Raw genomic sequence first — 14,014 nt, forward strand, 5'->3', positions numbered from 1 at the left:
ATGTATGTCATTCGATAAACAAATTTAATGAGGTAAAAACATGGAAATCATGACACTTGCGATTGCTGTTTTTGCCGTCATCATTGGTTTAGTCATTGGATATGTCAGCATCTCAGCTAAGATGAAATCATCTCAAGAGGCTGCAGAGTTGATGCTTCTAAATGCTGAACAAGAAGCAACTAATTTACGAGGACAAGCTGAGCGCGAAGCGGATTTACTGCTAAATGAAGCCAAGAGCGAAAGCAAGTCTCTTAAAAAAGAAGCACTATTGGAGGCCAAAGAGGAAGCCAGAAAATACCGTGAAGAAGTGGACGCTGAATTTAAGTCAGAACGTCAGGAGCTCAAGCAAATTGAAAGTCGTTTGACGGAGAGAGCTACGAGCCTTGACCGTAAGGACGACAATTTGACGAACAAAGAAAAAACACTTGAACAAAAAGAACAAAGTATTTCTGATAGAGCAAAAAACCTTGATGCACGTGAAGAGCAATTAGAGGAAGTCGAAAGACAAAAAGAAGCTGAACTTGAACGTATCGGCTCCCTTTCCCAAACTGAGGCTCGAGATATTATCTTGGCTCAAACAGAGGAAAACTTAACTAAGGAAATTGCTAGCCGCATCCGTGAGGCTGAGCAAGAAGTCAAGGAACGTTCAGACAAGATTGCGAAAGATATCTTGGTTCAGGCTATGCAGCGTATCGCTGGTGAGTATGTGGCGGAGTCAACAAACTCTACAGTTCACCTACCAGACGATACCATGAAGGGACGCATTATCGGTCGTGAAGGACGTAATATTCGTACCTTTGAAAGTTTGACAGGGGTTGATGTAATTATCGACGATACACCGGAAGTGGTGACCTTGTCAGGATTTGATCCGATTCGTCGTGAAATTGCTCGTATGACCATGGAAATGTTGCTCAAGGATGGCCGTATCCACCCAGCTCGTATCGAGGAGTTGGTGGAGAAAAACCGTCAAGAGATTGACAATAAAATCCGTGAATATGGTGAGGCTGCTGCCTATGAGATTGGTGCGCCAAACCTTCATCCAGACTTGATGAAGATTATGGGACGTTTGCAGTTCCGTACTTCTTATGGACAAAATGTCTTGCGTCATTCGATTGAGGTTGCTAAGTTATCTGGTATCATCGCCAGTGAACTTGGTGAAAATGCAGCTCTTGCCCGTCGTGCTGGATTCCTTCATGACATCGGGAAAGCTATTGACCGCGAAGTTGAAGGTAGCCACGTTGAGATTGGTACGGAGTTGGCTCGTAAGTACAAGGAACACCCAGTTGTGGTGAATACCATTGCTAGCCACCACGGCGATGTGGAAGCCGAAAGCGTCATTGCGGTGATCGTTGCTGCAGCAGATGCCTTGAGTGCAGCGCGTCCAGGTGCTCGTAGTGAATCTCTTGAAAGCTATATCAAGCGTCTCCATGACTTGGAAGAAATCGCCAATGGCTTTGAAGGGGTGCAAAACAGCTTCGCCCTTCAAGCAGGACGTGAAATCCGTATCATGGTTAATCCAGGACAAATCAAAGACGACAAAGTCACAATCTTGGCTCACAAAGTTCGTGAGAAAATTGAAAACAATCTCGATTACCCAGGAAATATCAAGGTAACCGTGATCCGCGAACTTCGTGCAGTAGATTATGCTAAATAAATAAGAAAGAGCAGTTGAAATATTACTGCTTTTTTGTTACACTAGATAGAAAGACTGTAGAAGGATAACTGACCTTATCATCAGTATTCGAGAGAAATTTCACTTTATTTCACAGACTAACTAAAGGAGACATAATGGCAGACCGAGGCTTGCTAATCGTTTTTTCTGGTCCTTCAGGAGTTGGGAAAGGAACGGTTAGAAGAGAGATTTTTGAGAGTTCTGAGAATCAATTTCAATACTCTGTATCGATGACGACGCGCGCGCAACGTCCTGGTGAAGTGGACGGAGTGGACTATTTCTTCCGTACTCGTGAAGAGTTTGAAGAGCTAATTCGTCAAGGTCAGATGTTGGAATATGCAGAATATGTCGGTAACTATTATGGAACTCCTCTAACCTATGTCAATGAAACTCTGGACAAGGGAATCGATGTCTTTCTTGAGATTGAAGTCCAAGGAGCTCTTCAGGTTAAGAAAAAGGTTCCTGATGCTGTCTTTATCTTTCTAACGCCACCAGATTTGGATGAATTGCAAGATCGTTTGGTAGGTCGTGGAACAGATAGTGCAGAAGTGATTGCCCAACGAATCGAAAAAGCCAAGGAAGAAATTGCTCTCATGCGTGAGTATGATTATGCCATTGTCAACGATCAGGTGCCCCTCGCTGCTGAACGTGTCAAGCGTGTGATCGAAGCAGAACACTTCCGTGTGGACCGTGTCATTGGTCACTACCAGGAGATGTTGCCAAAATCTCCAACTACTCGATAAACTATAGGAAACAGGTACAAGCAAATGATGTTAAAACCCTCTATTGATACCTTGCTCGACAAGGTACCATCAAAATATTCACTCGTAATCTTGGAAGCAAAACGTGCCCACGAACTAGAAGCAGGTGCACCAGCAACTCAAGAGTTTAAGTCTGAAAAATCAACTCTTCGCGCTTTGGAAGAAATCGAGTCAGGAAATGTAACCATTCACCCAGATCCAGAAGGAAAACGTGAAGCGGTTCGTCTCCGTATCGAAGAAGAAAAACGCCGCAAAGAAGAAGAAGAAAAGAAAATCAAAGAGCAAATCGCTAAAGAAAAAGAAGATGGTGAAAAAATTTAAGGTTGGGGGGACTCAATCTTATTTTTTCTATTGCAAGAATGTACTGACAAGAAGGAGGTGAGAAGATGGCTATTGCAAAGATAATCGTGGATGTTCCCCTAATGCAGACGGACCAGCCATACAGTTACAAGGTCCCTGAGGAATTTGTAGAGATGCTGGAAGTCGGTATGCGGGTTCATGTCCCCTTCGGCAAGGGTAATCGTTTGATACAAGGGATTGTGCTTGGCCTGGAGTCCCAGTCGGATGAAGAGATGGAAGGTCAGGACTTGAAGGAGATTGCAGAGGTGCTAGACTTTTCTCCCGTCTTGACTCAAGAGCAACTCTGGCTGGCTGAGGAGTTACGCAAGTCTGTCTTTTCTTATAAAATCTCCATTCTAAAAGCCATGTTGCCGGGATTTTTAAACTCCAGTTATGATAAGATTCTTTATCCTTTAGAAGGTCTCAGTCAGGCAGACCGAGAGCGTTTGTTTGGTTCAGAAGATTCGCTAGCCTTTTCTTCTCTAGACCTTGCCAAACAGGCAGAAATGATGCGCTTGTCCAGAAAAGGTCTGCTCCGCTTAGAGTATCAGGCTGTCGATCAGAAGAAGGTCAAGACCCAGTCTTGGTATGAGGTTGATGCTACTCGACTAGAGCAGATTGAGATTTCTACGCGTGCTAAGAAAAAGGCAGAGCTGAGAGACTATTTGCTAGCCCATCCTGAAAGTGCTCCTCTGGCTAGCTTGTTAGAATCCTACTCACGGGAGCAAGTCAACTTTTTTGTGGAGCAAGGAGCTTTAACTCTAGTCCAAAAGGAAGTGCAACGTTCAGCTGCTTATTTTGAAGGCATTGAAGCAAGTACACCTTTGGAGCTGAACCCAGAGCAAAGACAAGCTCGCGATGCGGTTGTCAGTGCTATTGGTAGTCAACAGCCTCCATTCCTCCTTCAAGGGATTACAGGAAGTGGGAAAACGGAGGTTTACTTGCAGATTATCCAAGGAGCCTTGGATAAGGGTAAGACGGCTATTTTGCTGGTGCCTGAGATTTCTCTGACGCCACAAATGACGGAGCGTTTTATTGCTCGATTTGGTGAGAAAGTAGCCATTCTTCACTCAGGCCTGTCCAATGGTGAAAAGTACGACGAATGGCGCAAGGTTGAGCGTGGCGATGCCCAAGTTGTTGTTGGCGCTCGATCAGCTATCTTTGCTCCTTTGAAAAATCTAGGTGTTATAATTATCGACGAAGAGCATGAAGCTAGCTACAAACAAGACAGCAATCCCCGTTATCATGCTAGAGAGGTCGCCATTCTACGGGCCCAGTACAATCAAGCAGCCCTAGTCCTTGGCTCAGCGACACCGAGCTTAGAGAGCCGTGCGCGTGCTGGAAAAGGTGTCTATCAACACTTACGTCTGACCCAACGGGCCAATCCTTTAGCCACTATTCCTGAAGTTCAAGTGATTGACTTTCGGGACTATATCGGGCAGAATGAGACATCAAACTTTACGCCTCCTTTGCTAGAGGCCATTCGAGACCGTTTGGATAAAAAAGAACAGGCAGTCCTCATGCTCAACCGTCGGGGTTATTCTAGTTTTGTTATGTGTCGGGAGTGTGGAACGGTAGATAGCTGTCCCAACTGTGATATTTCTCTGACTCTCCACATGGATACCAAGACCATGAACTGCCATTACTGTGGATTTTCAAAGGGGATTCCTCATGTCTGTCCCAACTGTCAAAGCCGCAGTATTCGTTACTACGGGACGGGGACTCAGAAAGCTTACGATGAACTGGCAGAACTCTTTCCTCAGGCTCGCATTCTGCGGATGGATGTGGATACGACCCGCAAGAAAGGCAGTCACCAAGCTCTTCTTGACCAGTTTGGCCGAGGGGAAGCGGATATCTTGCTGGGAACTCAGATGATTGCCAAGGGCTTGGATTTTCCAAATGTGACTTTGGTTGGAGTACTCAATGCGGATACGGCCTTGAATCTGCCTGATTTTCGTTCTTCTGAGAGAACCTTCCAACTCTTAACTCAGGTGGCTGGTCGGGCAGGTCGTGCGGAAAAAGCTGGGCAGGTCTTGATTCAGTCATACAATCCGGAGCACTATGCCATTCGTTTTGCAAAAGATCAGGATTATGAAGGCTTTTATGCCTATGAAATGAGTATCAGACGCCAACTTGGCTACCCACCTTATTATTTCACCATTGGGATTACCCTCTCTCACAAGAAAGAAGAAGAGGTTGTCAAACGTGCCTATGAAGTTATGGAAATATTACGCTCAGGTTTATCGGAAACTAGTAAAATCCTTGGACCAACGCCAAAACCCATCGCTCGTACCCACAACCTTTATCATTACCAGATTTTGATTAAATACCGTTTAGAAGATGAGCTGGGTCCAACTCTCAATCGAGTTTTGGCCTTGACTCAAGAACGGGAAAATAGCGAGCTTCGTCTCAGTATTGACCATGAGCCGCAGCAATTTTTATAAGAAGGAGAAGAAATGACAAAATTAATCTTTATGGGAACTCCCGATTTTTCAGCGACAGTTTTGAAGGGGTTGATATCAGACGACCGTTACGAGATTCTAGCTGTTGTGACCCAGCCAGACCGCGCTGTCGGCCGTAAAAAAGTAATCCAAGAAACCCCAGTCAAGCAGGCTGCCAAAGAAGCAAATCTTCCTATCTACCAGCCTGAAAAATTATCTGGAAGTCCAGAGATGGAAGCCATTATGAAGCTAGGAGCGGATGGGATTGTGACTGCTGCTTTTGGACAATTTCTCCCAAGTAAACTCCTTGATAGCATGGATTTTGCGGTCAACGTTCACGCTTCCCTTCTTCCAAAACACCGTGGTGGTGCGCCTATCCATTATGCCTTGATTCAAGGGGATAAGGAAGCTGGTGTGACCATTATGGAGATGGTTAAGGAAATGGATGCAGGGGATATGATTTCCCGTCGCAGTATTCCTATCACAGATGAGGACAATGTCGGCACCTTGTTTGAGAAATTAGCGATTGTTGGTCGTGACTTGCTTTTGGACACCCTTCCTGGCTATATTGCTGGGGAGATCAAACCTGTGCCTCAGGACCCAAGCCAAGTCACTTTCTCGCCAAATATCAAACCTGAAGAAGAAAAGTTGGACTGGAATAAGACTAATCGTCAACTCTTCAACCAAATACGTGGCATGAATCCATGGCCTGTTGCCCACACTTTTCTCAAAGGAGACCGCTTTAAGATCTATGAAGCCCTGCCAGTAGAAGGTCAGGGAGCTCCAGGCGAGATCCTCTCTATTGGCAAGAAGGAATTGATCGTTGCTACGGCAGAAGGGGCTCTGTCTCTTAAGCAAGTGCAGCCAGCTGGTAAACCTAAGATGGATATCGCTTCCTTCCTCAACGGAGTGGGACGGACATTGACTGTAGGAGAACGATTTGGTGACTAAAGTAGAAACGGCTAGAAGTCTAGCTCTAGCAGTGCTAGAGGATGTTCTAGTCAACCAAGCATATTCGAATATTGCCTTAAATAAACACCTCAAGGGGAGTCAACTCTCAGCAGCAGATAAGGGCTTGGTGACAGAGATTGTCTACGGAACGGTAGCCCGAAAACTCAACCTGGAATGGTACCTGTCCCACTTTATCGAAGACAGAGATAAGCTTGATAACTGGCTCTATATCCTGCTCCTCCTGAGCGCCTACCAACTTCGGTATCTGGATAAGATTCCTAATCACGCTGTTGTTAATGAAGCAGTGGAATTGGCTAAATTACGTAAAAAAGGCAGTGAGAAATTGGTCAACGCCGTCCTTCGTCGTATCTTGCGAGAAGGTTGGCCAGATATTGACAGCATCAAACGAAAAAATAAGCGTGATTCCATTGCCTATTCTCTCCCAGTTTGGCTCGTGTCTAAACTCAAGGAAGAATACGGTGAAGAGCGAGCACAAGCCATCTTTAAAAGTCTCTTGGTGCGCAACAAAGCCAGTATTCGTGTAGCCGATTTGAGCCGAAAAGAGGAAATCAAAGCCTTGTTAGAGGCGACTGATTCCCCTTTGGCTGCTACTGGTCTGGTCAAGGAGCACGGCCACTTTGCAGGACATGATTTGTTCGCAGAAGGGGCCATTACCATCCAAGACGAGTCCAGTCAACTGGTTGCTCCGACTCTTGATCTACAAGGTGATGAGCAGGTTCTAGATGCCTGTGCTGCTCCGGGTGGGAAAACAGCCCATATGGCCTCTTACCTCACATCCGGTAAGGTGACGGCTTTGGATCTTTATGATCATAAGTTGGACTTGATCCAAGAAAATGCGGAGCGTTTAGGAGTAGCAGATCAAGTGCAAACGCAAAAATTGGATGCCAGAAAAGTGCATGAGTTTTTCGGTCGGGACTCTTTTGATAAGATTTTAGTAGATGCTCCCTGTTCTGGAATTGGACTTTTACGTCGTAAACCAGACATCAAATACAATAAAGAAACGGCAGATTTCACCTCCTTACAGGAAATTCAGCTGGAAATATTAGGTAGTGTTTGTCAAACGCTACGAAAAGGTGGTATAATAACTTATAGTACCTGTACTATTGTCTCTGAGGAGAACTTTCAAGTCGTTGAGGCGTTTTTAGAAAGTCATCCCGAGTTCGAGCAGGTTAAACTAGAACACGAATGTAAAGATATCCTGAAAGATGGCTGCATCCTGATCACTCCTGAATTGTATGGAAGTGATGGATTCTTTATCAGCCAATTTCGCAAGATATCAGAATAGGAAGGAACTGACACAATGGAAATAGCATTATTAACAGATGTTGGTCAGAAACGGACAAATAATCAGGACTATGTCAATCACTTTGTCAACCGAGCAGGACGCACTATGATCATCTTGGCTGACGGGATGGGAGGACACCGTGCAGGAAATATCGCTAGTGAGATGGCGGTAACAGACCTTGGTGTGGCTTGGGTGGATACCCAAATTGACTCAGTCAATGAAGTTCGTGAGTGGTTTGCCCACTACCTGGAGATTGAAAATCAAAAAATTCATCAACTAGGTCAGGACGAAGCCTACAGAGGCATGGGAACAACGCTAGAAGCTGTTGCTTTTATTGACAACCAAGCCATCTATGCTCACATTGGAGATTCTCGTATCGGTTTGATTCGTGGAGAAGAATACCACCAGTTGACAAGTGACCATTCCTTGGTCAACGAATTGCTCAAGGCTGGTCAATTGACTCCAGAAGAAGCAGAAACTCACCCTCAAAAGAATATCATCACCCAGTCTATCGGACAAAAAGATGAAATCCAGCCAGATTTTGGGATGATTACACTGGAGTCAGGAGATTATCTCTTGCTCAATAGTGATGGTTTGACCAATATGATTTCGGCAAGCGAGATTTATGATATCGTAACCAGCGATATTTCCCTAGCAGACAAGGCGGCAACCCTCATTCGCTTCGCTAACAATGCAGGAGGTTTAGACAACATTACGGTTGCCCTTGTTTACATGAACGAGGAGGCAGCAGAATGATCCAAATCGGCAAGATTTTTGCCGGGCGGTATCGGATTGTCAAGCAGATTGGTCGGGGAGGCATGGCAGATGTTTACCTGGCCAAGGATTTGATCCTAGACGGGGAAGAAGTGGCAGTGAAGGTCCTGAGGACCAACTACCAGACGGACCCGATTGCTGTGGCACGTTTCCAGCGTGAAGCGAGAGCCATGGCGGATCTGGACCATCCTCATATCGTTCGGATAACAGATATTGGTGAGGAAGACGGTCAACAGTACCTAGCTATGGAATACGTAGCAGGCCTTGACCTCAAGCGTTATATCAAAGAACACTATCCTCTTTCAAATGAAGAAGCAGTTCGGATCATGGGGCAAATCCTCTTGGCCATGCGCTTAGCCCATACTCGAGGAATTGTTCACCGGGATTTGAAACCTCAAAATATCCTCTTGACACCTGACGGCACAGCTAAGGTCACGGACTTTGGGATTGCTGTAGCCTTTGCGGAGACTAGTCTGACCCAGACCAACTCAATGTTAGGCTCTGTTCATTATTTGTCACCTGAGCAAGCACGTGGATCTAAAGCGACCTTCCAGAGTGATATCTATGCAATGGGGATTATCTTCTATGAAATGCTGACTGGTCATATTCCTTACGATGGGGATAGTGCAGTTACGATTGCTCTCCAGCATTTCCAGAAGCCACTTCCGTCCGTCATAGCTGAAAATCCATCTGTCCCTCAGGCTTTAGAAAATGTTGTCATCAAGGCAACTGCTAAGAAGCTGTCAGATCGTTATCAGTCTGTTTCAGAAATGTATGTGGACTTGTCAACTAGCTTGTCTTATAATCGTCGGAATGAACCGAAATTGGTCTTTGACGATGCGAGTAAGGCAGACACTAAGACTTTACCTAAAGTTCCACAAAGTACACTGACATCGATTCCTAAAGCTCCGGCGCAAGAAGAACGCCCTCAACCAAAGAAATCAACTCAACCAGTCGCAGAGCCAGCTCCAGCGCCAAAGCCTGCCAAGAAACGGAAGTTTAAGGCTCGCTATATGATTCTTTTGGCCAGTCTTCTATTGGTTGCAGCCTCTTTGGTCTGGATTTTGTCAAGAACACCAGCAACGATTCCTATTCCTGACGTAGCCGGACAAACTGTTGCAGAGGCTAAGGAAGCTCTTAAAAAATCCAAGTTTGAAGCCGGTGAAGAAAAGTCAGAGGCCAGCGATACAGTAGCAGAAGGACGAGTTATTCGAACGGATCCAGAAGCTGGTAGCGGCCGAAAAGAAGGAACCAAGGTCAATTTGATTGTTTCTTCTGGTAAGCAATCCTTCCAATTGAGCAATTATGTCGGACGTAAGTATACGGAAGTTGTAGCTGAACTCAAGGAGAAGAAGGTTCCTGAAAATCTAATCAAGATGGAAGAGGAAGAATCCAATGAAAGCGAACCTGGAATCGTCCTCAGACAGACCCCTGCTTCGGGTTCGACCTATGATCTCTCAAAAGCCACTACGATTACCTTAACAGTAGCTAAGAAGGTGACTAGTGTCAGCATGCCGAACTACATCGGTTCAAGTCTCGAGTTTACAAAGAATAACTTGACTCAGATTGTCGGTGTGAAGGAAGCAAATATTGAGGTTGTTGAAGTATCGACTGCTCCTGAAGGAACGGCAGAAGGAACTGTTGTCAGTCAAACGCCAAGAGCAGGAGAACAGGTTGATCTTGCAAGTACGCGTATCAAACTTTCCATCTACAAACCAAAAACACCACCATCAACTTCATCCTCTAATCCTGCCCAACGTGGGAACCAAGGTTCTCCTACAAGTCCAAACCAGGGGAACCAACAAGGAAATCAACAAGGGAATACTCCTTCTAGCAGTTCATCCAATAGTGAAGGAACTCACGAGAGTTCTCGAGATTAGACGAATCTTTGTCATGATTTCATGACAAAGATTTTTTTTCACAAGATTTTGTGATAAAATATAGGAAGTAGAAAAAAGGAGGAGAAAATGGACGAATCGAGAGAGTTGAATGCCGTCATTGATGTGATTATGCTAGCAGGAACCATTCTCCTGAAAAGCGGCTCAGAGATTCATCGGGTTGAGGATACTATGATCCGTATTGCCCATTCACAAGGAATAATGGATTGCAATGTTCTTGCCATGCCCGCAGCTATTTTCTTTTCTATCGAAAACACCAATATTTCTCGGATGAAACGGGTGACCTCATCCTCTTATAACATTGAGAAAGTCTGTGATGTCAACCAAGTATCACGGGAGCTTGTCGGAGGTCAGATTGATCTCTCGACAGCCTTTAAAAAGCTGAAAGAAATCGGCAATCAAGCCCTTCCTTATACCAAGTTCCAAGTGACCGTAGCAGCGACCCTCAGTGCCCCTTTCTTCTCGATTATGTTTGGGGGCAATGTCTATGACGCTTTTGGCGCCGCTATTGCGACCTTATTTGGATTTGCCTTCTCTCTCTACGTAGAGAAGTTTGTCCGCATTCCTTTTGTAACGGCCTTTGCGGGTGCCTTTGTTTTCGGATTGATTGCCCAGTTCTGGGCCCGCTACACAGGATTTCCTTCGACGGCAGACCTGATTATAGCAGGAGCGGTCATGCCCTTTGTTCCAGGTATTGCTCTGACAAATGCGGTACGGGATATCATGACCAACCATATTAACTCTGGTATGAGCAAGATGTTTGAATCTTTGCTCATTACCCTCGCTTTAGGGGCTGGCACCTCTGTCGCCCTGGTTTTGATGACATAAGATGACTCTAACAAGTATTTTGCTCCAAGCAGTGGCGAGTTTACTCGCCATTATCACCTTTCTAATCGTACTGAATGTTCAACGCTCCATGCTCCTACCTGGTGGTATTTTGGGAATGGGCGTTTGGCTCCTCTATCTCGTGCTCAAAGAACCAACCAATGTTATTATTGCGACCTTTATCGCAGCAGTAATTGGCTCTTGCATCAGCCAGATTTTAAGTATTGTCTATAAGACACCAGCGGTGGTCTTTGTATTGGCCATTCTTGCCCCCTTGGTGCCGGGTTATTTATCCTATCGAACGACAGCTTTCTTTGTGACAGGAGATTACAGCCATGCTATTGCCAGCGCGACTTTGGTGGTTATGTTAGCTCTTGTTATTTCTATTGGAATGGCAAGTGGAACAGTAATTCTAAAGCTTTATTACTACATCCGAAAACAACGAGGAATCTCTTCCTAATGCAGTCAAAGCAAAGACTTGATTTGTTGAATCAAGTCTTTTTTCTCTCTTTTGTCCCTATTTGTGATAAAATAGAATGAAACGATTTTTTACAATGAATGAAAAAACAGAGGTAAATATGACAATCGGTATTGATAAGATTGGTTTTGCGACCAGTCAATACGTCTTGAAATTACAAGACTTAGCAGAAGCGAGGGGAGTTGACCCCGAAAAATTTAGCAAGGGACTCTTGTTAAATGAAATTAGTATTGCGCCACTGACTGAGGACATTGTTACCTTGGCAGCTAGTGCAAGCAACTCTATTTTAACAGACAAAGAAAAAGAAGAAATCGATATGGTCATCGTGGCGACCGAGTCAGGGATTGACCAGAGTAAGGCAGCGGCAGTCTTTGTTCATGGCTTGTTAGGCATTCAGCCTTTCGCCCGTAGCTTTGAAATTAAAGAAGCCTGCTATGGAGCGACAGCTGCCCTTCATTATGCTAAATTGCATGTGGAAAATTCTCCAGAGTCTAAGGTTTTGGTCATTGCCAGTGATATTGCCAAGTATGGTGTGGGAACTCCAGGTGAGCCAACCCAGGGTGCTGGAAGTGTGGCGATGCTAATTACTCAAAATCCGCGCATCATGGCCTTTAACAATGATAACGTTGCTCAAACGCGAGACATCATGGATTTCTGGCGTCCGAACTACTCAAGCACTCCTTATGTAAACGGCATGTACTCGACCCAACAGTATCTTGATTGCCTGACAACGACTTGGGATGAATACAAGAAACGCTATGATTGGACGATGGATGACTTTGCGGCTATCTGCTTCCACTTGCCTTATCCTAAGTTGGCCCTAAAAGGCTTGCGCAAGATGATGGACAAAACTTTGTCTAAAGAAAAACAGGATAGTTTGCAAGAGAACTTTGATAAGTCCATCCTTTACAGTCAGATGATTGGAAATATCTACACGGGTTCCCTCTTCCTCGGGCTTCTCTCCCTTTTGGAAAATGCAGAGACTTTGAAGGCTGGAGATAAAATTGCCCTCTACAGTTACGGAAGCGGCGCGGTTTCAGAGTTCTTTAGTGGTGAATTGGTCGAAGGCTATGAGGCTTACCTTGATAAGGACCGCTTGAGCAAACTCAAACAACGTACAGCATTGTCAGTTGTAGACTATGAAAAAGTCTTCTTCGAAGAGGTGCAGTTGGATGAGTCTGGTTCAGCCCAATTTGCAGGCTATGAACATCAAGACTACGCCTTGGTTGAAATTGTCGACCACCAACGCCGTTATAGCAAGGTTGAAAAATAATGAAGATAAGTTGGAATGGATTTTCTAAAAAATCATACCAAGAGCGCCTGGAGTTGTTGCGAGCTCAGGCGCTCCTTAGTCCTGAAAAGCAAACCAGTCTAGAGCAGGATGAACAAGTCAGCTTGGCCATTGCAGACCAGCTGAGTGAGAATGTGGTAGGAACTTTTTCTCTGCCTTATTCCATTATTCCAGAGCTTTTGGTGAATGGTCAGGACTACACAGTTCCCTATGTGACAGAAGAACCGTCTGTGGTTGCTGCGGCTAGCTATGCTAGTAAAATCATCAAGCGTGCAGGCGGTTTTACTGCTCAGGTTCATGAGCGCCAGATGATCGGTCAAGTAGCCCTTTATCAAGTTGCTGAACCTGAACAAGCGCAAGAGAAGATTGCCAGCAAGAAGGCGGAGCTCTTGGAACTTGCCAATCAAGCCTATCCTTCTATCGTCAAACGTGGTGGGGGCGCGCGTGATTTGCATGTAGAGCAGATCAAAGGTGAAACAGACTTTCTCGTTGTCTATCTCCATGTCGATACCCAGGAAGCTATGGGAGCCAATATGCTCAACACCATACTGGAAGCTTTGAAGCCAGTCTTAGAAGAACTCAGTCAGGGACAGAGTCTCATGGGAATCCTGTCCAACTACGCGACCGATTCTCTGGTGACTGCAAGCTGTCGTATCGCCTTTCGCTACTTGAGTCCCCAAAGGGACCAAGGACGAGAAATTGCGGAGAAAATAGCTGTGGCTAGCCAGTTTGCGCAGGCTGATCCTTACCGAGCGGCTACCCATAATAAAGGGATTTTTAATGGTATCGATGCCATTTTGATTGCCACTGGTAATGACTGGCGTGCCATCGAAGCTGGGGCCCACGCCTTTGCCAGTCGAGACGGACGCTATCAAGGTCTCAGTCAATGGATACTGGATATGGAAAGAGAAGAATTGGTCGGTGAGATGACCCTACCCATGCCGGTAGCGACCAAGGGTGGCTCTATCGGTCTCAACCCACGTGTAGCCCTTAGTCATGAACTACTAGGAAATCCTTCAGCCAAGGAATTAGCTCAGATTATCGTGTCCATCGGTCTTGCCCAAAACTTTGCGGCCCTCAAAGCCTTGGTCAGTACGGGCATCCAGCAAGGCCACATGAAATTACAGGCCAAATCGCTAGCTCTCCTAGCAGGTGCTAGTGAGTCCGAAGTTGCTCCCCTCGTTGAGCGCCTCATCGCAGATAAAACCTTTAACTTAGAGACAGCCCAGCGCTATCTCGAAAACTTAAGATCATAAAAAACTCAGACGAATTCGTCTG

Annotated in this window: 12 protein-coding genes; all 12 read left to right on the plus strand. The window is 45.4% G+C overall.

Going from position 1 to position 14,014, the window contains the following annotated elements; all coding sequences use genetic code 11:
* Positions 1–40: 40 nt before the first annotated feature.
* On the plus strand, positions 41–1,654 hold the full coding sequence (locus ACT17O_RS02740; protein WP_033606008.1) for a ribonuclease Y: 1,614 nt from the start codon (positions 41–43) through the stop codon (positions 1,652–1,654).
* A gap of 134 nt (positions 1,655–1,788) precedes the next feature.
* Positions 1,789–2,415: a guanylate kinase gene (gmk, locus tag ACT17O_RS02745; RefSeq protein WP_000775041.1), complete on the plus strand. Its 627-nt coding sequence runs from the start codon at positions 1,789–1,791 to the stop codon at positions 2,413–2,415.
* A gap of 24 nt (positions 2,416–2,439) precedes the next feature.
* A complete protein-coding gene (gene rpoZ / locus ACT17O_RS02750) occupies positions 2,440–2,754 on the plus strand; it encodes a DNA-directed RNA polymerase subunit omega (protein WP_002874282.1) in 315 nt (104 codons plus the stop codon).
* Positions 2,755–2,819: 65 nt separating this feature from the next.
* A complete protein-coding gene (locus ACT17O_RS02755) occupies positions 2,820–5,216 on the plus strand; it encodes a primosomal protein N' (RefSeq protein WP_125413705.1) in 2,397 nt (798 codons plus the stop codon).
* 12 nt (positions 5,217–5,228) lie between these two features.
* Entirely contained in the window at positions 5,229–6,164 is a 936-nt protein-coding gene (gene fmt / locus ACT17O_RS02760; protein WP_444817699.1) for a methionyl-tRNA formyltransferase, read from the plus strand.
* Complete coding sequence (gene rsmB, locus ACT17O_RS02765) at positions 6,157–7,470, plus strand: 16S rRNA (cytosine(967)-C(5))-methyltransferase RsmB (protein WP_070683787.1); 1,314 nt, start codon at positions 6,157–6,159, stop codon at positions 7,468–7,470. Before fmt ends, rsmB begins: the two co-directional genes overlap by 8 nt.
* Before the next feature lie 15 nt (positions 7,471–7,485).
* Positions 7,486–8,226 (plus strand): Stp1/IreP family PP2C-type Ser/Thr phosphatase, encoded by a 741-nt coding sequence (locus tag ACT17O_RS02770; RefSeq protein ID WP_000401527.1) that lies wholly within the window; start codon positions 7,486–7,488, stop codon positions 8,224–8,226.
* Positions 8,223–10,124, plus strand: a complete 1,902-nt coding sequence (gene pknB, locus ACT17O_RS02775; protein ID WP_070683772.1) for a Stk1 family PASTA domain-containing Ser/Thr kinase — start codon at positions 8,223–8,225, stop codon at positions 10,122–10,124. The genes ACT17O_RS02770 and pknB overlap by 4 nt, the downstream gene beginning before the upstream one ends.
* 87 nt (positions 10,125–10,211) lie before the next feature.
* The gene (locus tag ACT17O_RS02780; protein WP_000344542.1) at positions 10,212–10,970 is read left to right on the plus strand and encodes a threonine/serine exporter family protein; all 759 of its coding nucleotides are present in this window, start codon (positions 10,212–10,214) and stop codon (positions 10,968–10,970) included.
* 1 nt (position 10,971) lies between these two features.
* Positions 10,972–11,427 (plus strand): threonine/serine exporter family protein, encoded by a 456-nt coding sequence (locus ACT17O_RS02785; protein ID WP_000176902.1) that lies wholly within the window; start codon positions 10,972–10,974, stop codon positions 11,425–11,427.
* Between the two features lie 118 nt (positions 11,428–11,545).
* On the plus strand, positions 11,546–12,718 hold the full coding sequence (locus tag ACT17O_RS02790; RefSeq protein ID WP_070568082.1) for a hydroxymethylglutaryl-CoA synthase: 1,173 nt from the start codon (positions 11,546–11,548) through the stop codon (positions 12,716–12,718).
* Positions 12,718–13,992: a hydroxymethylglutaryl-CoA reductase, degradative gene (locus ACT17O_RS02795; RefSeq protein ID WP_444817700.1), complete on the plus strand. Its 1,275-nt coding sequence runs from the start codon at positions 12,718–12,720 to the stop codon at positions 13,990–13,992. The genes ACT17O_RS02790 and ACT17O_RS02795 overlap by 1 nt, the downstream gene beginning before the upstream one ends.
* The last annotated feature ends 22 nt before the right edge of the window (positions 13,993–14,014 follow it).

It is taken from the genome of Streptococcus sp. HJ1 (assembly GCF_052399005.1).
In the GTDB taxonomy this organism is placed as follows: domain Bacteria; phylum Bacillota; class Bacilli; order Lactobacillales; family Streptococcaceae; genus Streptococcus.